This is a genomic window from bacterium (genome assembly GCA_026708055.1).
In the GTDB taxonomy this organism is placed as follows: domain Bacteria; phylum Actinomycetota; class Acidimicrobiia; order Acidimicrobiales; family CATQHL01; genus VXNF01.
In genome coordinates this window covers 86436-107345 of the sequence record JAPOVS010000019.1, presented here as the reverse complement: position 1 = coordinate 107345, position 20910 = coordinate 86436, and the positions used below count along the sequence as shown (strand labels likewise).

The window sequence follows — 20910 nt, the reverse complement described above, 5'->3', positions numbered from 1 at the left end:
TCGCCACTTACCCGCCGGCGCCGAGCGTCACGGCGAAATCCGGGGGCACGACGATGTCGGACGGGTCGAGTTCGGTGACCGCGCCCCGGCCGAGACCCAGGAGTACCGAATCGATGCCGTCGCGGAGGACGTCGAGCACGTTCTCGACGCCCGCCTGACCGTCGGCGGCCAGGCCCCACAGGGCGGCACGGCCGATCATGACCGCGCGGGCGCCGAGAGCCACGGCCTTCACCACGTCGGCGCCGCGACGGACGCCCCCGTCGAGCAGCACCTCGACGGAATCGCCGACGGCCTCGGCGACCGCGGGGAGCACGCGGATCGTCGCCGGGGTGCCGTCGAGATTGTTGCCGCCGTGGTTCGACACCGAGACGGTCGTGGCACCGATGTCGGCGGCACGCCTGGCGTCGTCGACCCGCACGATGCCCTTGATCATGCACGGGCCCTCCCACTGGGAGCGGAGCCACGCCAGGTCTTCCCACGACGGCGGCGGGGTCTGCATCCACTCGCCGTAGGCCGCGAAGAAACCGGGCGGTTCCTCCCCGGAGATCGTCATGTTCGGCACCGCGAGCCCGGGCAGTCTGCCGGACCGGAGCCAGCGGCCCAGCCACCGGGGTCGTCGCGCCAGCTCCGGCGCGAGCTTCCGGACCGCCGTCAGGTCGATCTTCTGGGGGATGAACGGACTCCCCCGGTCGCGGCTGTGCACGAACGACCAGTCGAGCGTCACGATGAGCCCGGCGGCACCCGCCGCCCGGGCACGCTCGAGTCGCTGTTCGATGCGCTCCCGCGACCCCGCCCAGTAGACCTGGAAGAACGTCTGGGGGTTGGCGGCAACGACCTCCTCCACCGGCTTGGCGCCGAAAGAGCTCAACCCCATGGCCGTGCCCCGGGCGGCAGCCGCTCGGGCGACGGCCACCTCGGCGTCGGGGTGCACGGCCTGCACGCCCACCGGTGAGATCAGAACGGGCATCGACAGCGCCTGGCCCATCACGGAGACGGAGAGGTCCCGATGGCCGGCCTTGCCCGCCACGCTCGGGGCGAAACCCAGTTCGCCGAACGCCGCCGTGTTGTCGGCGAGCGTGATGCTCGCTTCGGACCCGGCGTGCAGCGCCGCGGCGACCGACGGCGGCAGCACCCGCTCGGCGCGCCGACGGGCCTCGGCGACCGACTCGAACCATCCGCCGCCCATCAGACCCCCGAGGCCACGAGGTCCGACCCCGCGAGAGGGTTCTCGTCGCATGCCCGGTCGGGCCGGCGCCGGGAGAACGTCACCCGTGAGTGATCGACGGAGGGCCTGGGGATCGAACCCGGCTCGACGCCCGCGAGCGCCGCCTGCCCGTGCCCCTTGACGCACTCCGGGTCGGGTCCGGCGAGCGGCAGCCCGGTGAAGAACTTGGCCGCCATGCACCCGCCGCGGCACACGTCGAACGCCGAGCAGGACGAGCAGGCGCCGGCCGATTGCGGCTCGCGCAGCGACCGGAACAGTTCCGACTCGCGCCAGACCCGTGTGAACCCACTGGGATCCCGCACATTGCCCGCCAGGAAGGCGTCGTGGATGGCGAACGGGCAGGCGTAGACGTCGCCCACCGGATCGATGAGGCACACCACCCGGCCGGCGCCGCAGAGGTTGAGTCCCGGCAGTGCGTCGCCGTAGCCGCCCAGGTGGAAGAACGAGTCGCCGGTCAGCACCTGCTCACCGTGATCCAGCAACCAGAGATAGAGGTCTCGCTGCTGATCGGCCGTGGGGTGCAGTTCGTCCCAGACGTCGGCTCCCCTGCCCGACGGCCGCAGCCGGGTCAGTCGCAGCTGCGCCCCGTACCGGTCGGCGAGCGCCTCGAACGCGTCGAGTTGGCCGAGGTTTCGCCGGGTGCACACCACCGAGAGCTTGAATCCGGCGACGCCGGCGGCGGCCAGCCGCTCCATAGCGGCGACGGCGGTGGCGAACGAACCGGCGCCGCGCACATCGTCGTTGACCGCGGCGGTCGCCCCGTCGAGAGAGATCTCGACGTCGAGGTAGTCGCCGGCGGCGATGCGGCGGGCGATGTCCGCCGTGATCCGCGAGCCATTGGTTGAGAACTTCACGCCGACGTGGTGGGCCGCCGCATAGTCGACGATCTCCCAGAAGTCCGAGCGGATCGTCGGCTCGCCGCCGCCGATGTTCACGTAGAAGACCTGCATCTGCTCGAGTTCGTCGATGACCGCCTTCGCCTCGTCGGTCGAGAGTTCCTCCGGGTCGCGCCGCCCAGAGCTGGACAGGCAGTGGCGGCAGGCCAGGATGCAGGCGTAGGTCAGTTCCCAGGTGAGGCAGATCGGCGCGTTCAGGCCGGCCGCGAAGTGCTCCACCAGCGGCATCGCCGCGCTCACGAGCCGCGCTCCTGCAGCATCCCGCCGGCGACGAGCCGCTCGAGGGCGCGCTCGAAGGCCGGGAGGGCGCCTGCAGCCACGCCCGCGGCGGCGCATGCGGCCCGCGCCGTGGGGGCGTCGCCGAGGCCTTCGATCACCGACAGCAGCCGCGCGTCCTTCAGAAACGACAGGCGCCGCGAGCCGAAGTGATAGAGCAGCGCGCCGAACGGCTCCGGGCGCACCGACACCTCCGGTGCGACGGCCAGGGCGCGGTCGAGGACGTCGCTCGTCGCGGCTGTGCCCGCCTCATCCAGCGTGAGGTCGCACGGGGACCGGCGGCAGCCCGCAATGAAGCTTGGCGGGCGACCGACACCCCGATCGTGGCGTTCCTCGACGCCGACGTCGAGGTGACGCCGGGCTGGTTGGCGCCGCTTCTGGCACATTTCGCCGACCCGGCCGTCGCCGCAATCGCGCCGCGTGTGCGCGCCCGAGCGGCCGACGGCAGCACGCTGGACCGCTTCGAGCGTCACTGCTCGCCGCTGGACATGGGCCCCCTCCCGAGCATCGTCAGCCCACGCCGGCGAGTGCGATACGTCCCCTCGGCGGCTCTGCTGTTCCGCCGCGACGTTCTGGACGCGCTCGGCGGTTTCGACGAGGACCTCCGGCTTGGCGAGGACGTCGACCTGATCTGGCGGGCGGTCGCGGCGGGATGGACGGTGCGCTACGAGCCGTCGGTCGTCGTGCACCACCGCAATCGCCCCAGGTGGGCCGCGCTGGGTCGCCAGCGCTACGGCTACGGAACGTCCGCGGCGCCCCTGGCGGCGCGCCACCCTGGGTACGCAGTCCCGCTGGAAATCGCACCTTGGAGTCTCGCCGCCTGGCTGGCCCCGGTGCTCGGCGGTCGGAGAGGCGCATGGGCAGCGACGTCGATCGCAGCGAGACGCATGCGGCAGTTGCACGAACGCCTTGCGGGGCGCAGCGAGACATCGATCGCGGACTGTGCCCGCACCGTCGTGCGAAGCCATCTCGTCGCCGGCCGGCGGGCGGCAACGGCAGTCCGGCGCACCTGGCTCCCCCTGCTCGTGGCTGCAACGGCGTCGTCCTGGGGCCGGAAGCTGGCACTGGCGGCGCTGATCGTGGATCCGTTGGCGTCCTGGGCGACCAGCCGACCGTCCATGGGGCCGCTCAGGTGGATTCTGGCGACGCTGTACTCCGACGCCGCATACTGCACCGGGGTCTGGCGCGGCGCAGTCGCCGCGCGCTCCGCGGCCGCACTGCGACCTCAATTGACCCGAGTGGCCGGTACTCCGGCGGCAGCGCCGGCCGGCGCGCCCGAGAGTGGATCCCAGCCTCCACCGGGATGACGGGGTAGTGCCGGGCGGTGGACCCAGGCCCCCGCCGGGATCACGGGCTGGTGCTGGGGTGCCGTCAGCCGGAATCGGCCTGCGGACTGCGGAGGGGCCAGGGGTGTGCCTGTTCGAGCTGTCCGGCCAGACGGAACAGGACGTCCTCACGCCCGTAGCCGGCCGTGAAGTGGATGCCGACCGGCAGGTTGTCGGCGTTGCGGTCCCACGGGACCGACATGGCCGGCACGCCGGCGATGTTGGCCAGAGACGTGAACGGGATGAAGTTGAAGACGGCCGTCAGGTAGCCGTTCAGATCCTCGGTGGTGGGGTCCAGGACTCCCAGCGGTGGCGGCGGAAGAGATCCCCGGCGGCGACGCCTCCTGGATCAGCAAACCGGTGCCGCAGTTGGAGATCCGCGTCGTCGATGACGAAGGCGCGGACGCCGAGGTGGGCGAGCTGATCTGCCGCTCGCCCTCGGTGATGCTCGGCTATCTCAACAACGAGGAGCGCACCGCGGAGGTGTTCCGGGACGGCTGGCTGCACACCGAGGACATCGTCCGCATCGACGCCGACGGCAACCTCTTCTTCGTGGATCGCAAGAAGGACATGATCAAGACGGGTGGGATGAACGTGTCCTCGGTGGAGGTGGAGCGCGCGCTCTACGGCCACGATGCACTCATGGAGGTGGCCGTGGTGGGTCTGCCCGACGACTACTGGTCCGAGGCCGTGACCGCCTTCGTCGTCCCCAGGCCCGGACGATCGGTGGAACCCGCCGAGATCATCGATCACTGTCGCGCCTCACTGGCGGGTTACAAGGTCCCCAAGGCAGTCCACGTCACCGACGCTCTGCCCAAGGACACGCAGGGCAAGATCCTCAAACGCCGACTGCGCGACGAGCACACCTAGCTGTCCCGCGCTCACCCGAGACAAGGTTGAAGACTCCCGGCGGAACGCCGGCCTCCTGGATGATCTCGGCGAGAGGTCAACGCCTATTTGCGCGCGCTCTGAACCACCACTCGAAGATTTGGGGGGAAGCGCAGACTAACTTGGTATCCGGCGTGTGTTCTGTGAGCGACGGTCCGATGAGCGGCGTGGTGGCCCGCTGGGCGTTCTCTTTGTCCCGGCGGATGCGGGGTGTGGGGGTTGCGCTGGTGGCGGCGGCGGTGTTGCTGAATGCGGGCGCGGCGGCGGTGGGCGCGAGCGAGGGGGACGCCGGGCCCGACGAGGCTGAGGGTTTGGAAGGTGGGGAGGAGCTGCCGGGCGATCCGTTGGGGCCGGCGGAGGATGTCTGGTCGGCGGCGGCCATTTTCGGCGACGACGGTTGGTGGGTTTGGGATGACGGTGGTCGGGGTGTCCCGGTCCGGCCGTTGGGTGAGGGGGAGGTTGCCGAGTGGCTGGGCGAAGAGGGGGCGGAGGCGGTTCTGCCCGATTTCGACGGGAACGGCACTTCGGTGTTCGAGGGGGCCAGGTGGGTGGCGACGGACACCGGGCAGGTGATGGCCCTGCGGGGAGGGGTGATCGTGCAGTTCCAGCCCGGGACGACGGATGCCCGGGCTCGGGGGGTGCTGGCGGACCACGACGCGGGCGGCGGCTCGGTGTCGGTGTTGGGGGGTTTGGCGGACAGCTACTACGTGGCCACCGGCTCCCCCCTCGATGCGCTGCTGATCGCCGACACGCTGGCCGGGGAGTCGTCGGTTCGCAGTGTGAGCCCCGACTGGATCCTGCCGCTCGGCGTCGACAGCAGTTCGGGCGCCGACGTGGACTCTCCCACAGTTGGATATTGCACAGGCTTTCGGGCGTGGCTCTCCGATCGTCTGTCAGGGTGTCTGTGGCACCTTCGCAGCGACACCGACTACCGCGGCCCGAACGGTCATGATCCCGTGGTCGATGTCAATGTGGTCGACGCGTGGGGGGTGAGCCGGGGGGAGGGGGTCAATGTCGCCATTGTGGATAGCAGGATCGATCATCGCCATGAGGACCTGGCCCCGAACCTCAGGACCGACAAGGGCACCAACTACCCCAGCGTCACCGGAGGTGGCAGAAGCGAACACGGCACCCGGGTGGCTGGAGTGGCGGCGGCGGCGGACAACGACCTCGGCAGTCGCGGCGTCGCCCCGAGAGCGACGATCTACCCCTACAACCTGTTGAGCAATTACACGCTCGCCAACCAGATCGATTCGCTGACCCGTCACAAGGAAGAGGTGGGGGTCTCCAATCACAGTTATGGCCAAAAGGGCCTCAACACGGGGCGTCTGATTCGGGCGCCGAGTCTGCTGATCAGTGCTCTGGAGAGCGGATTGACCCACGGGTATTCGGGACGGGGCACGGTTCAGGTGGCGGCTGCCGGGAACTCCAAGGAAAGCGGGTGGTATCGCCTGGTGGGAATGGCCGAGTTCCGCAATCATCGCGGCATTGTCAATGTCTGCGCGGTGAACCATGCGGGGGAGTCGTCGGATTACTCGTCGGAAGGGGACAATCTGTGGGTCTGCGCGCCCTCGAGTAGCCGCTCGAGTAGCCTCTCGAAGAATATTCTGACTACGACGGGTCATTCCGAGTACACTCGGTTTTTTTGGGGGACCAGCGCGGCGGCGCCCATGGTGTCCGGTGTGGTGGCGCTGATGCGCGGTGTGAATGCCGAGTTGACCTGGCGTGATGTGAAGTTGATCCTGGCGGACACCGCCCGCCGCAACGACCCCGGTGACAGCAGCTGGAGCACCGGCGCCTCCAAGTACAGCGACGCCGACCACAGGTATCACTACAGCCACAAGTACGGTTTCGGTCTGGTCGACGCGTCCGCGGCGGTGGATCTGGCATTCGAGTGGCCGCTGTTGCCGGCGATGCAGACCGCCTCGGCCTCCACGTCGGTGACGTATCGGATTCTCGAGGACCGGCAGGTGGTCGAGATACCGCTCACTCTTTCCACTTCCATCGATTTCGTTGAGCATGTGGATGTCGAGTTGGGTCTCTGGACGGAGTTCGCCCGAGATCTCGATATCAGGCTGGTGTCGCCCGCGGGCACCGAGTCTCTGCTGCTGGAGCCCTGGGAAGGGGGATACGGGTGCAGGCTCCCGTGTGGGATCAGCGGCAGCTTCAACTTCAGTTCCACCCGGCACCTGGGAGAGGATCCCTCGGGGACCTGGAAGCTCCGCATCTCAGACCAGTTCCCCTCCCGCAGGAACACGGCCGGTCCTTCTTGGGGGGAGTTCGCCGAGGTGCGGACGGCCACTCTGACCGTGTACGGACACAGCGGCCAGAGCACCGACGGGCGGCCGCGGCTGCGTCTGTCGGTGGACGGCGGCACCGGCATCGACGTGGACGCCGACGAGGGCGAGACGGTCACGGTCGGGGCGACGCTGAGCGGTGGAACGTTCACCAGTGATCTGGTGGTTCCCATCTCGGTCAGCGCCGGGACGGCCACCGTGACCGGCGCCGGAGCCGACATCACCTCATTGGCGTCGGTGACGATTCCCGCCGGGAAGGCCCAGGGCAGCGGGGCCATCGAGGTGCTCGACGACGGGAGGGCCGAACCGGACGAGACCTTCAAGGTGGGTCTGGGCGCCACGCCTTCGGGTGTCCTGGCGCTGGGGGCGCCCTTCACGGTCACCATCGCCGGCGACGATCCCGTACCCGAGGTCACCGTCACCGGGGGCGGCCCGGCTACCGAAGGCGAAGCGGCCACCTTCACAATCACCGCCGCCCCTGCTCCGAAGGCGCCGCTGACCGTCAACTTGCTGGTGTCACAACAGGGCGACTTCGTTGCTGCGGCCGATCTGGGTTCGCATTCGGTGACGGTCCCGACCGGCGGCACGGCCCAGTTCGCGGTGGACATCGTGGACGACGGTTACGCAGAACCTGATGGGTCGGTGCGGGTGGCGGTGTGGAACGGCGAGGGTTACAGGATCGCTGTCGGGCAGGGTTCGGCTGCGGTGCCAGTGGACGACAGGGATGATGAGAGAACCGTGGTGAGCATTGCCGGCGGCGGAACCGTGACCGAGGGCGACGCGGCCACTTTCACGCTGACCACCGACTCTGCTCCGGATGCGCCGCTGACGGTTTCGCTGCTGGTGTCGCAGTCGGGCGATTATGTCGCTTCGGGGGACTTGGGCGCCCGGACGGTGACCGTTCCCATCAGCGGTTCGGCCATGTTCTGGGTTGCCACGGTGGACGACAGCGTCTACGAACTGAACGGGTCGGTGACGGTCAGGGTGACCCCGGGTCTCCGATATGCGGTGTCTTCGTCGCAGGATTCGGCGACGAAGACAGTCCGGAGTGAGGACGTTCCGGAGATCAGCATCACCACCAGTGACAGCGCCGTGACTGAAGGCGGCTCCGCAGTCTTCACGGTCACTTCCACCCCCACTCCGATAAAGCCGCTCACGGTCATATTGGCGGTGACTTGGCGAGGCTCCTACAAGGTCCCCGGGATTCTCAGTTCGCGCCGGTTGGAATTCCTTCCAAGGAACGGCTCATACAGCCGTTCGATGCAGATTTGGGAGGCGACCCACGATGACAAGGTTGATGAGCGCGATGGGCTGATGAAGGTCAGGGTGGTGGGATCTCACGCCTACACGGTGTCTGCCACCCAGGGATCGGCCGACGTTGTGGTGAGGGACAACGACGCCCCTCTGGTGGTGAGTGTGGTGGGTGGTGCGGGGGTCTCGGAGGGCGGCACCGCCTCCTATACCGTGTCGGCTGTTCCGGCGCCGTCCGCGCCGCTCACTGTCTCGTTGACGGTCGCTCAGCAGGGCGATTTTGTCGCGGCGGGGGCGACCGGTTCGCATTCGGTGACGATTCCGACCAGCGGTTCGGCGCCGTACACGGTTGCGACGATCGATGATGGGGTGGATGAGGCCGATGGGTCGGTCACGGTGACTGCGAAGGCGGGCAGCGGCTACATCGTGTCTTCGAATATGCGTGCGGCGTCGGTGGCGGTGTCCGATGATGATGACCCTCCGCCGGACGATGCGCCGGTGGTCGGCGTGGCCGCCGGCCCCGGCGTGACCGAGGGCGACGGCGCGGTCTTCACGTTGACCGCCGATCCCGCCCCGTCGGCGCCGCTGACGGTGTCGCTGGCCGTCGCGCAGACAGGCGACTTCGGCGTGTCGACGGGCGCGCGGACGGTGACGGTTCCCGCCGGCGGCAGCGTCGCCCAGAGCTTTGCCACGGTCGATGACGACGTGGCAGAGCCCGACGGCTCGGTGACCGTCACGGTGAACGCGGGCAGCGGCTACAAGGTCTCGTCCGCCCAGGACGCGGCGACGGTGGCCGTCGCGGACGACGACACGCCGGTGGTCGGCGTGGCCGCCGGCCCCGGCGTGACCGAGGGCGACGGCGCGGTCTTCACGTTGACCGCCGATCCCGCCCCGTCGGCGCCGCTGACGGTGTCGCTGGCCGTCGCGCAGACAGGCGACTTCGGCGTGTCGACGGGCGCGCGGACGGTGACGGTTCCCGCCGGCGGCAGCGTCGCCCAGAGCTTTGCCACGGTCGATGACGAGGTGGCAGAGCCCGACGGCTCGGTGACCGTCACGGTGGACGCGGGCAGCGGCTACAAGGTCTCGTCCGCCCAGGGCGCGGCGACGGTGGCCGTGGCCGACGACGACCTGCCAGGGCCGGAGGTCGGGGTCACCGCCGTGGCCGTCACCTTGACCGAGGGCGACGACGCCCGCTTCACCGTCACCGCCAGCCCGGCGCCCTCGTCTCCGCTGACGGTCTCGCTGCAAGTGCTGCAGATCGGGGATCACCTGGCACCGGGCGCCGCCGGCGTCCAGCAGGTGACCATCCCCGTCTCCGGCTCGGCGCAGCACAGCGTCGCCACCGACGACGACGCCGTCGCCGAACGCAACGGCATGATCATCGTCATGGTGGCACGAGACAGCGGCTACACCGTCTCGCGGTCCCGCATCTCGGCCGGCGCCGTGGTCTACGACAACGACGCGCGAAGCCGGACGCCGACCCCCCGGATCAGCGTCACCGCAGGCACCGGCATAACCGAGGGCGGCTCTGCCGCTTTCGCTGTGACCGCCGACCCCGCGCCCGCGGCACCGCTGACCGTGAGCGTCGCCGTCGGCCAGACGGGCGACTACGCCGCGCCCGGCACGACCGGCACGAAGACCGTCACGGTCCCCACCAGCGGCAGCGTCAGCCACACCGTCGCCACGATAGACGACAGCGCCGACGAGGCCGACGGCTCGGTCACCGTCACCGTGAACACAGGCCAGGGCTACAGCGTGTCGTCGTCGCAGGGCTCGGCGACGGTGGCGGTCTCCGATGACGACGACCCGCCGTCGGCGACGCCGGAGGTCAGCGTGACCGCGGGACCCGGCGTCACCGAGGGCACCAGCGCGTCGTTCACTGTCACGGCGAGCCCGGCGCCTGCGTCGCCGCTGTCGGTGTCGCTGACCGTCACCCAGACGGGCGATTTCGGCGTGTCGACGGGCACCAAGACGGTGACGGTTCCCACGAGCGGCGCCAAGAGCTACACCGTGGCCACCGCCGGCGACAGCGTCGACGAGGCCGACGGCTCGGTCACCGTCACCGTGAACACAGGCCAGGGCTACAGCGTGTCGTCGTCGCAGGGCTCGGCGACGGTGGCGGTCTCCGATGACGACGACCCGCCGCCGGTGCCGCAGACCTGCGTCACCGCGGACACAGCGTTGCTGGCCCAGGTGCTGGCCAAGACCCGGGATCCGTGGAACGGGGGGCGCCCGGATCTGTTGGAGACGTTCACCCGCTCCTACAACACCATGTTGGGCACCGACACCTACACGGTGGCGGCGCTCAAGGCCCGCCCCGACCGCCAGGAGCCGAACTGGCAGGGCAACGGACCCAACGCGCTGTGGCAGAAGGTGTACGCCGAACTGGACCGCCTCGAGGCCTGCCGCGCCACACCGCGAACCCCCACACCGCCCCCGCCGCCGACGCCGACGCCCGAGATCAGCGTCACCGCGGGCGCGGGCATCACGGAGGGCGGTGGCGCTGCGTTCACGGTCACGGCCAGCCCGGCTCCCGCAGCCGCTCTGTCGGTGGGCGTGACCGTCACCCAGCAGGGCGATTACGGTGTGTCGACCGGCTCGAAGACGGTGGTGATCCCGACCGGCGGAACAGCCCGGCTCACGGTGTCGACGGTGGACGACGATGCTGATGAGGCTGACGGGTCGGTCACCGTCACTCTCGACGCCGGTCAGGGCTACACGGTGTCGGCGGCGCATGGCGCGGCGTCGGTGGCTGTCTCAGACGATGATCTGCCACCCTCTCCCCCACCCCCTCCACCTCCGCCGACGCCGGAGGTCGGCGTGACCGCGGGGGCGGCTGTGACCGAGGGCGGCAGCGCTGCGTTCACTGTCACTGCCAACCCGGCTCCTGCTGCGCCGCTGCCGGTCTCGGTGACGGTCACCCAGAGCGGCGACTACGGCGCGTCGACGGGCACGAAGACCGTGATCGTTCCCACCAGCGGCACCAAGTCATACACCGTGGCCACGGCGAATGACAGCACTGACGAGGCCGACGGGTCGGTGACCGTGACCGTGACCGCGGGCAGCGGCTACACCGTCTCGTCGTCGCAGGGCTCGGCCACGGTGGCGGTTTCCGACGGCGACGCCACCACCGTCACGCTGGCGGCCGTCGCCGGTGCCGCCATCGCCGAGGACGGCGGCACCAGGGAGATCACCGTCACCGCTGGCCGGGCCCTGGCTGCCGGCGAGACCCTCACCGCGCCCCTGGCCGTGACCGGCGCCGCCGCCGGCGGCCACTACACCCTGGCGCTCAAGCAAGGCCAGGGAGTCAACGACCACGTGACGCTGCTCACCGACGGCCCCCACAGCGCACAGAACCCCGCAGTGGTGCTCGCCGCGGGCGGGCAGCAGGCGACGCTCGTGCTGGTTGCGCTGCCCAACGACGACACCGCCGAGCGCACCGTGGCGGTGGCGTTGGCCGCAGGCAGGCTCGCCCCGTCGGGGCAGGGACTCTCAGGCGGCGTCACCGCAGTTGGCGGCCCCATCGCCACCGCCATCACCAACGACGACCAGCCCCCGCCCGCCGGACTGCCCGCCATCACCATCGACACCCGGTACTCCCGCGCCGGCGAGGACACCGGAGCGATCACCTTCGTCGTGGTCCTCAGCGAGGCGTCGACCCGGACGGTGACCGTCGGCTACCAGACTCAGGAAGGCACCGCCTACGACTACCTCGACTACCCCGGAGCCCGGGGCCGGCTGACCTTCAGGCCGGGCACAACCCGCCGCGGCATCACCGTCATACCGAACGCAGACAACAGACGAGAGGCCGACGAGACCTTCCAGCTGGTCCTGTCCGACCCCGTCGGCGCCACCCTCACCGACCGCACCGCCACCGGCACCATCATCGACGACGACTAGGCGCTAGACCGTGAAGAGGCGGCCGGGGCGGTCCACGGCGTCGGGGTTCTCGCCCGACGCCCGCACCCGCGCCACCTTGTTGAGGGCGCTCACGAAGGCCCGCACCGAGGCCTCGACCACGTCGCTCGACAGCCCGCGGCCCGACACGGTCACACCGTCGGTGGACTCGAACCGCAGCGCCACGTCCGCCAGGGCGTCCACGCCGCCGGTGACCGACGTGACGCTGTAGTCCGTCAGGCGCCCGTGGACGCCGGTGGCCGCCTTGACCGCCTTGCAGGCGGCGTCGACCATGCCGTTGCCCTCCTCCCGGGCGGTACGCGACTCGCCGTGCACCGACACGACGACGGTGGCGCTGGGCGTGCCGGTCCCGACGCTTCCGCCGTGGCACTCGAGCACCTGCAGTTCGAAGGCGTGCTCCAGCGCGCTGCCCACCTCGTCGGCCACGATCGCCTCGAGGTCGGCGTCGGTGAGTTCGATCTTGCGGTCGGCGAGTTCCTTGAAGCGCGCGAACGCCGCGTTCAGGGCGTCACCGGTGATGTCGAGTCCCAGGCTCTGGAGGCGGTCGGCGAAGGCGTGGCGGCCGGAGTGCTTGCCCAGCACGATCTGGCTGCCCTCCTGGCCCACCGCCTGCGGGTCCATGATCTCGTAGGTGGTGCGCTCGCTGAGCACGCCGTGCTGGTGGATCCCCGCCTCGTGGGCGAAGGCGTTGCGCCCCACGACCGCCTTGTTGTACTGGACGGGATAGCCCGTCAGGCGGCTCACCAGCCGGCTCGTCTTGTGGAGCTCCTCGGTGCGGATCCCCACCTCCAGGCCGCCGAAGAAGTCGTCGCGGGTCTTGACCGCCATGACGATCTCCTCGAGCGCGGCGTTGCCGGCCCGCTCGCCGATGCCGTTGACGGCGCACTCGACCTGACGGGCGCCCGCCAGCACTCCCGACAGCGAGTTGGCAACCGCCAGGCCCAGATCGTTGTGGCAGTGCGTGGACAGCACGTAGTCACCGCTCACCTGCTCCCGGATGCGCCGCAGCTTCTCGGCGTACTCCTCCGGGACGCCGTAGCCCACCGTGTCGGGAATGTTCAGCGTGGTGGCGCCGTTGTCGGCGGCCACCTGGAGCACCTCGCACATGAAGTCGAAGTCGCTGCGCGAGGCGTCCTCGGGGGAGAACTCCACGTCGTCGGTGTAGCTCCTTGCCCGCGCCACCGCGGAGGCCGCTTCGGCCTTCACCTGCTCGGGGGTCATGCGGAGCTTGTGGCGCATGTGGGTCTCGCTCGTGGCGATGAACACGTGGATGCGCCGCCGCTCAGCCGCCTCGATGGCCTCCCAGCAGCGGTCGATGTCCTTGTGGGCGGTCCGGGAGAGGCCGCAGATGACCGGTCCCTGCACCGCCTTGGCGATCACCTGCACCGCCTCGAAGTCGCCCCCGCTGGCGATCGGGAAGCCGGCCTCGATGATGTCCACGCCGAGCCGGGCGAGCTGCTCGGCGATCTCGAGCTTCTCGCTCTGGTCCAGGGAGATGCCGGGCGACTGCTCGCCGTCGCGCAGCGTGGTGTCGAAGATGACGACCCGGTCCGGATTCTGTACCGACATGACCTTCTCCTGTCTCTATCGAGGTAAAGAAAAACCTCCTGCCCCGGGGCAGGAGGTTGGTCGACGAGCGCCGGTATGCGGGCGCTCGCCCTAGCGAAGAAGCAGCAGGTGAACGAAACTGCGCATCGACCTACAGCATGGCAGCAGGCTGGCGATTCGTCAACGTTCGCGCCGGATCCCGCCGCCGGCCGTACCGACGATGTGCTCGCTATACTCCGCGGCGATGTTGCGATTCCTGAAGCGGCTCATCAAGTGGGCGCTGATCATCGCCGTCGTGGCCGCCGCCATCCGCTGGCTGAAGAACAAGCGCGAGGGCGACGACGCCGAGCAGGATCCGGGTTCGATCGAGCCGTGGCCCCCGCTGGAGGGTGACGGGGGTGCCGGTGACGCCTCCGAGGAGTCGTCGACCGCCTGAGCTCCGGTCGGTGCCAGGCGACGGCACGATCCACTGGTATCACCCTCCGATCTGCCGAGTTGTCGTGGCGCGTGGGCGTCCTGGCGCGAGTCAGCGCGCGGAGGGCCCTGACTGGTCGACGGTGCCCAGGCGGATCACCGTCACCGTCAGGACGCCGGGCGTCTCCCGCAACCGCCGTGCCACGGCCTCGGGTACGTGGCGGTCCGTTGAGAACATGATCAGCGAAATGGAGCTGCGGCCGCCCGTGCAGTCGAGCACCATGTCGGCGATGTTCACGCCGGCCTCACCGAGGATCGTCCCGACCGCCCCGACGATGCCGGGCTTGTCCTCATTGGTGATCATGACCATGTGCCGGGACGGGCGCACGTTGATCGCCACGCCGTTCACCTTCACCACGTAGGGGTCGCCGCGCACTCCCAGGAGCGTGCCGACCAGCTCCGTCCCCCCGCCTCGCACCACCACCTCGTTGAGGAAGTCCCGGGGCGCCACGTGGCTGTGCGTGACCGTCCGCAGGCCCACCTCCCCAGCCATCAGGGGCGCGTTCACATAGGTCACGTTGGTCTGGCGGGCCGTGGCCAGCAGACCCTTCAGCACAGCCAGGCGCGCAATGGAGGGATCGTGATCACCGATATGGCCCCAGAACTCCAACTCCACCTCCTCGGGCAACCCGCCGACGATCTCGGCCAGCATCCCGCCCATGTGCTCGCAGAGCGGCAGGTAGGGTCGCAGGATGTCGGGCGCCTGCCGCGCCTCGATGTTGACCGCGAACGGCACGAAGCCGCCCGCCAGGGCATCGTTCACCTGCTCGGCGATGTTCACCCCCGCCCGGTGCTGCGCCTCAGCCGTGCTCGCCCCCAGGTGCGGCGTCACCACCACGCCGGGCAGGCCGAACAGGGGCGACGACTCGATGGGTTCGCCGTCGAAGACGTCCAGCGCGGCCCCCGCCACCCGGCCCGAGCGCAACGCCTCCGCCAGCGCCTCCTCGTCGACGAGTCCGCCACGGGCAACGTTCACGATCCGGATCCCCGGCTTGGCCTCTGCAAGGAGCTCCGCCCCGATGAGTCCGATCGTCTCGGGGGTCCGGGCGACGTGCACGGTCACGAAGTCGCTGCGTGCCATCAACTCGGGGAGGCTCACCAACTCGATGCGCAACTCGCGGGCCTGCTCGACCGACACGTAGGGATCGTGCGCCACCGTGAGCATGGCGAATCCGGCCACACGCTCGGCCACGAGACGGCCGACGCGCCCCAGCCCGATGATGCCGAGCGTCTTGCCCGCCAGCTCGATGCCCTCCCACTGCGCCCGCTCCCAGCGCCCCGCCATCAGCGCGGCGTGCGCCTGGGGGATGTTGCGGGCCTGGGAGAGGATCAACGCGACGGTGTGCTCGGCCGCCGACAGCACGTTGGACAGCGGTGCGTTCACAACCGTCACGCCCAGCTGCGTGGCAGCGGCGAGGTCGACGTTGTCGAGGCCCACACCGGCACGGCCCACCACGACGAGGTCCTCGCCGGCCTCCAGCACCTCCGCGGTCACCTGCGTGGCCGAGCGGATGATCAGCGCCTGTGCGCCGCGCACGGCCTCGGCCAGCTCGGCGGGCGACATGCCGAGGCGCACGTCAACCTCGTGGCCGGACTCCCCCAGGAGGTCGATGCCGGCCGCCGAGATGCGCTCAGCGACCAGAACACGTGCCATGGGGGCTCACCTCGCTCTGTCGTGCGGACTCTTGGCCTCTTGGCGTACCGGCCGCCCGGCGAACGAACACTAGAGCCGGGCGTCGGGGCACGCGCCGGCCAGCACCGGCGCCGGGCGCTAGAGGGACGGGACGTCGAGGATCTGGGACGGGTCGGGGAGGGAGACGGCCAGCGACGGGTCGTTCAGTGCCAGGACCGTGAATCCGGTGCTGAGCACGTACTCGATGTCGGGCAGATCGAGGGGCGCGGCGCCTTCGGCGCCCTGTGACCCCATGTCCCCGAACGCGGCGAGGCCGCCCAGCAACAACTGGCTCAGGTCGACGACCTGTGTCAATCTCCGGATCGCGCCGTCGGCGTCGGCAGCGAACTCGATCTCGGTCGGCACAGGCCCGGGCAGCATCTCGAACAGTTCCCCGGCGTCGGGGACAGAGCCGGCGTCCTCTCCCAACAGCCCGCCGATGAAGTCGGAGAGCTGCTCGGCCGCGGCCGCCAAGTCGACGGTCATCCGGTAGGTCTCGACGGCGGTGCCGCCCACCTCGCCAGGCCCCAGGTACTCGGCCTCCAGCACGGCGCCCGCGGCGGTCGCGGCCTCCGCCAGTTCCAGGAATTCCGCGAGCTGCGGGGCGAGCGGGAGCTCCCCGAACAGACCCAGCTCGTCATCGCCGGACGCGCTGGCGACGTCGATCCACAGGTCGCTGATGTCCCCGCCGGCCTCGGCGACGGCGTCGGCCAGCGGGCCGGTCGGCTCGCTCCCGGCCCCGTCGAGCGCCAGCAACGGCTCGACTCTGGCATACGAAGCGCCGGTTTCGTCGATGACGAACTCCATGGGCGGTGCATCCCCAAGACCGGGCGCCAGGCCGCCCTCCGCGAAGGCGAGCACGCCCATGGCCGCCGGATCGACGCTCAGCCAGGTATGAGGCCCCACGGTCCGCACCAGCGCGAACGGCTCGTCGCTCAGCGATCCCAGCTTCATCCCTTCGATGCTCACCTCCATCGACAGGAGCACCTCGTACTCCACCGAGGTGATGTCGTCGTAGGCCGCCTGCGCCGCGGCCACGAGCCGTGCGACCTCCGCCCCGCTCAGAGATCCAGGGCTCGGCGGCGGGGCCTCGGTGGCGCCGGCGACCGGCGGGGGGACGGGTTCGGCGGGGGAGGCCGGCGCCGGCGGAGGCGCAGGTTCGGCCGGGGGTTCGGCCGCCGGGGGTTCGGCCGCCGCGGGCGCCGGGACGGGCGCCGTGGCCAGTGACTCGGCTGGCGCCAGCGACTCCGGCGGTGATTCGCTCAGCGGCGCCTGCGGGGCGCCCGACTGCGTCGCCACCTGCTGTCCACCGCCGTCGCCGCAGGCAGCCGCAACCAGCAGCACCGCCGACACACCGGCAATGAGCGCACCCTTTCGTACGATGTCGTTCATCCTCACGGTGGTGCACCTCGATTCTCGCGGGCGATCGTTGGTCACTGGGGTGTGCAGCGACCCTACCGGCTCGTCTCTTCTGCACAGTGGCAGCACGGGCGTCGCGGCAGGCGGCGCTGCGGCGCCGGTCTCAGAGGTTGCGCACCGCGACGGGCGCGACGTCGTCGGCTGGCTCGAAGCCGAAGATCTGCGCCAGGAAGGAGAGCTCGGCCGCGGCGGCCGCCACGATCGCCTCGGCGCCCCGGAAGCCGTGCGCCTCGCCCTCGAACAGAAGGTAGGCGTAGGGGAGCCCGTTGCGCTCCAGGGCCTCCACCAGTGCCTCCGCCTGCTTCGGCGGCACCACGGGATCGCTGTCGCCCTGCAGGACGAGCATGGGACACGAGATGCGCTCCACCCGGTGGATCGGCGAGCGCTCGACGTAGAGGTCGCGCTCCTGGGGGTACGGGCCAACGAGGCGGTCCATGTAGTGCTTCTCGAACTTGTGGGTGTCGCGGGCCAGGGCCTCCAGGTCGGTGACGCCGTAGCGGATGAGGCCGGCGGAGAACACGTCGTACTCCGTGACGGCCTGCAGCACCGCGTAGCCCCCGGCGCTGGCGCCGATCATGGCCAGGCGATCACCGTCGGCCTCGCCGCGCTCGGCAAGGTGCCGTGCCGCCGCCACGCAGTCGGCCACGTCGGTGACGCCCCAGCCGCCGTCGAGGGCGCGGCGGTACGCCCTGCCGTAGCCGGTGCTGCCCCGGTAGTCCACGTCCACCACGGCGATGCCCCGGCTGGTCCAGTAACGCAGCCCCAGGTGCAGGGCGGTGCGGGCCGCCCCAGTGGGGCCGCCGTGGGCCATGACCAGCAGCGGCGGCGCACCGGCGCCCTCACTAACGGCGACGTCGGGGTTGGCCGGGCGGTAGAACCAGCCGTGCGCCACATCGCCGCCGGTCGTGGGGAACGTCACCGGCTCGGGTTCCGGCGTCAAGCCCGGATCGAGGCGCAGTGCCGGCGGCGAGTACACGACTCGAGCCTCCGCCACCGCGCCTGCGCCGGTGACGTGCAGGATCTCGTTCTCCACCGACGGCGAGCCGGCCACGCAGGCCACACCCCCCTCCCAGGCACGCAAGGCACCGAAAGAGGTGTGCGCCCGGCAGGTGGCCACGGCGGGCACCTCGGATCCCGCGACCGCCGCAGTGCCGCGTCTCACATCAGCCGGGTCGTCACGCGCACCCCGCGGGCGCAGCGACGCGGCAAGTCCACCGGTCGCAGTGCCGCTCCTCGCATCACCCGGGTCCTCACTGCTCTCGGCGGTGCCTGCGTCGGCGGCCCCGACACCAGCGGCGCCCGGCCGCCCGCCTACGAGCCGCAGCTCGTGGCCTCCCCGGCGGGCCACCGCATAGGCCAGACCCCCGCGATCCCCCGCGGCCGACCACACGGCGTAGCGGCTCATGCCGAACACCCAGGGGGCGGTCTGGATCTCGCCGTCGGGCAAGTCCAGCCGGATGCGCGGCGAGGCATCCGCCGCCAGCGGATCGCCCTCCAGTACCCACAGGGTGGACCACCCCGAACCGTCGCTTACCCAAGTGAGCGACGAGGGATCCACGTCATGAGGCGCGGCGGCAGCGCGCGTGGACGATCCCGAGCCGTCGCTCACCCGGTTCGGCCCGCCGTCACCCCAAGCCGGCCCGAAGATCCATTCGTCGAGCCCACCGGCGACGCACCGGGACCCGGCGACCGTGGGGCCATCGAGGCGCGCCACGTGCAGCTCGCAACCGTCCCAGGGCATGTTCGGGTGGTCCCACTGCAACCAGGCCAGCCGGCGCCCGCACGGCGAGGGACGGGGGTCGGAGTAGAAGTCGGCACCGCTGACAGTCACCTCCACCCGGCCGCTGCCGTCGAGGGCCACAGAGACGATCTCGTTGACGTTCTCGGGGCGTGCGGGGCGTTCCCGCACGCACACGAACCACTGCCCGTCGGCGCTGAGCCGACCGTCAGCGTAGAGAGACGAGCGGTCGGCGCCCTCGGGCGTGAGCGCGACAGGCTCGCCGTCGTCGGCGCCGAGACGCCGCAGCCGGAAGTCGCTGTCGTCGGAGTACACGCAGACGCCGTCGGCCACCCACCAAGCGGCGCCGCCGTAGGAGTGGACGCGGCTGCGCACGTTGGCGTCCGGCGGGGTCATCTCCCGCACCGACCCGTCGGCGCTGCGGCGCATCAGCACGGTCCGGCCGTTCGCCGCGGGCCGCGTCTCGGACCACCACAGGTCGCCGCCGTCGGCCACCAGCGAGGTGATCCGGACACTGCCGGCGGCCAGCGACTCGGGCGTGACCGGCGACGGCCAAGCACCGAACGGCGCCGCTCCGCCCGGCACGATGCGACCTGGACTCCGGGCGCTCATCGCTGCGGGGGCATTGGCTCGGCGTGCGCCCGGTGACTCACTGGAGGCGCAGATCGGGCCGCGAGAGGAACGACGCGAGCGGTGGTCGGAGGCACTGCCCGGTAGCCGGCTAGGAAAGGAAGTCCACGATGCGGCCGACGCCCTCGGCCAGGTCGGCGTTGGCGAGGGCGAAGGAGAGTCGGACGCATCCGGGCGCCCCGAACGCCTCGCCGGCCACCACGGCCACCTTCGCTTCGGACAGCAGCAGATCGGCCAGCTCGAGGCTGGACTCCACCTTGCGCCCGGCGATCGGCCGCTCCATCACCTGCTCCAGCGACGGGAACGCGTAGAAGGCGCCCTGCGGCAGCGGGCAGTTGATGCCGGGGATCTGCGACAGCATCCCGTGCATGGTGCGCCTGCGGCGGTCGAAGTGGGTCCGCATCTCGGCCACCGCGTCGAGCGGTCCCGAGACGGCGGCCAAGGTGGCCCGCTGCGACACGTTGCAGACGTTGGAGATCTGGTGCGACTGCAGGGCGGACGCGGCCGCCGCCACGGGCGCCGGCGCGATCATCCAGCCGACGCGCCAGCCGGTCATGGCGTATGTCTTGGCCACCCCGTTGATCACCACGCAGCGCTCAGCCGCGGCGGGCGCCACGACGGGCAGCGAGACGTGACGGTGACCGTCGTAGGTGAGGTGCTCGTAGATCTCGTCGGTCAGCACCCATATGCCGTGCGCCGCGGCCCAGTCCCCGATCGCCTCGACCTCGCCGGGCGGGTACACGCTCCCGGTGGGGTTCGACGGCGACACGAAGATCAGCATCTTGGTTCGGGGCGTGCGCGCCGCCTCGAGCTGCTCGACGGTGACCCGGTAGCCGCTTGCGACGTCGGTCGGAACCACCACAGTCCGCGCCCCCACCATCGCCGCCGGCTCGGGATAGGTCGGCCAGTAGGGGGCGGGCAGGATGACCTCGTCGCCGGAGTCCAGCAACGTCAGCAGGGCGTTGTAGACGGCATGCTTGCCGCCCGCAGTGATGACCACCTGCTGCGGCGACACGTCGAGGCCGGAGTCCCGAAGCGTCTTGGCGGCGACCGCCTCGCGCAACTCGGGGAGCCCCGGCGTCGGGCTGTAGCGGTGGTCGCGCGGCTCCCGACAGGCGCGCACCGCGGCCTCCACGATGTGGGGCGGCGTCGGGAAGTCGGGCTCGCCGGCGCCGAAGCCGATGACCGGCTCCCCCGCGGCCCGCAACGCCTTGGCCTTGGAGTCGGTGCTGACCGTCGCCGACGGGGTGATCGCCGCCACCGCCCGCGAGACCGATAGAAATGAGGTGGACGAATCGGGTGACGATTGAGGTGATGAGGATGATGACAGGGAACTCACGGGTGCAGTCTGGC

The 20910-nt window shown here is 70.6% G+C and carries 12 protein-coding genes and 1 pseudogene; 4 read left to right on the top strand and 9 right to left on the bottom strand.

Going from position 1 to position 20910, the window contains the following annotated elements; genetic code table 11:
* Positions 1-7: 7 nt before the first annotated feature.
* From mftD to mftB, 3 genes are read right to left on the bottom strand one after another with little or no spacing between them, the layout of a single operon-like run.
* Complete coding sequence (mftD, locus tag OXG55_02400) at positions 8-1186, bottom strand: mycofactocin biosynthesis FMN-dependent deaminase MftD (GenBank protein ID MCY4102107.1); 1179 nt, start codon at positions 1184-1186, stop codon at positions 8-10.
* Positions 1186-2349, bottom strand: a complete 1164-nt coding sequence (gene mftC, locus OXG55_02395) for a mycofactocin radical SAM maturase (protein ID MCY4102106.1) — start codon at positions 2347-2349, stop codon at positions 1186-1188. The genes mftD and mftC overlap by 1 nt, the downstream gene beginning before the upstream one ends.
* 8 nt (positions 2350-2357) lie before the next feature.
* On the bottom strand, positions 2358-2654 hold the full coding sequence (gene mftB / locus OXG55_02390; GenBank protein MCY4102105.1) for a mycofactocin biosynthesis chaperone MftB: 297 nt from the start codon (positions 2652-2654) through the stop codon (positions 2358-2360).
* Here mftB and mftF point away from each other — a divergent pair.
* Positions 2547-3704, top strand: coding sequence for a mycofactocin biosynthesis glycosyltransferase MftF (mftF, locus tag OXG55_02385; GenBank protein ID MCY4102104.1), 1158 nt, complete (start codon positions 2547-2549; stop codon positions 3702-3704). The genes mftB and mftF overlap by 108 nt on opposite strands.
* A 64-nt stretch (positions 3705-3768) precedes the next feature.
* On the opposite strand, the gene OXG55_02380 is transcribed toward mftF, so the two are convergent.
* Positions 3769-3987 carry an amidase family protein gene (locus OXG55_02380; GenBank protein ID MCY4102103.1) on the bottom strand — a complete coding sequence of 73 codons (219 nt, stop codon included), beginning with the start codon at positions 3985-3987 and terminating at the stop codon, positions 3769-3771.
* Between the two features lie 53 nt (positions 3988-4040).
* Between OXG55_02380 and OXG55_02375 the strand changes: the two are divergent.
* Positions 4041-4592: pseudogene (locus tag OXG55_02375) on the top strand (AMP-binding protein).
* 176 nt (positions 4593-4768) lie between these two features.
* Positions 4769-12058, top strand: coding sequence for a S8 family serine peptidase (locus OXG55_02370; GenBank protein ID MCY4102102.1), 7290 nt, complete (start codon positions 4769-4771; stop codon positions 12056-12058).
* Positions 12059-12061: 3 nt separating this feature from the next.
* Here the strand turns inward: OXG55_02370 and OXG55_02365 are convergent, their stop codons facing one another.
* The gene (locus OXG55_02365) at positions 12062-13645 is read right to left on the bottom strand and encodes a 2-isopropylmalate synthase (GenBank protein MCY4102101.1); all 1584 of its coding nucleotides are present in this window, start codon (positions 13643-13645) and stop codon (positions 12062-12064) included.
* A gap of 223 nt (positions 13646-13868) precedes the next feature.
* On the opposite strand from OXG55_02365, the gene OXG55_02360 reads away from it, so the two are divergent.
* Complete coding sequence (locus OXG55_02360) at positions 13869-14060, top strand: hypothetical protein (GenBank protein ID MCY4102100.1); 192 nt, start codon at positions 13869-13871, stop codon at positions 14058-14060.
* Between the two features lie 90 nt (positions 14061-14150).
* Here the strand turns inward: OXG55_02360 and serA are convergent, their stop codons facing one another.
* From serA to OXG55_02340, 4 genes are all read right to left on the bottom strand, one after another.
* Complete coding sequence (serA, locus tag OXG55_02355; protein ID MCY4102099.1) at positions 14151-15752, bottom strand: phosphoglycerate dehydrogenase; 1602 nt, start codon at positions 15750-15752, stop codon at positions 14151-14153.
* Between the two features lie 117 nt (positions 15753-15869).
* Positions 15870-17168 carry a hypothetical protein gene (locus tag OXG55_02350; protein ID MCY4102098.1) on the bottom strand — a complete coding sequence of 433 codons (1299 nt, stop codon included), beginning with the start codon at positions 17166-17168 and terminating at the stop codon, positions 15870-15872.
* A 124-nt stretch (positions 17169-17292) separates the two neighbouring features.
* A complete protein-coding gene (locus OXG55_02345; protein ID MCY4102097.1) occupies positions 17293-19512 on the bottom strand; it encodes a prolyl oligopeptidase family serine peptidase in 2220 nt (739 codons plus the stop codon).
* Positions 19513-19648: 136 nt separating this feature from the next.
* Positions 19649-20896: a pyridoxal phosphate-dependent aminotransferase gene (locus OXG55_02340; GenBank protein MCY4102096.1), complete on the bottom strand. Its 1248-nt coding sequence runs from the start codon at positions 20894-20896 to the stop codon at positions 19649-19651.
* Positions 20897-20910: the final 14 nt, after the last annotated feature.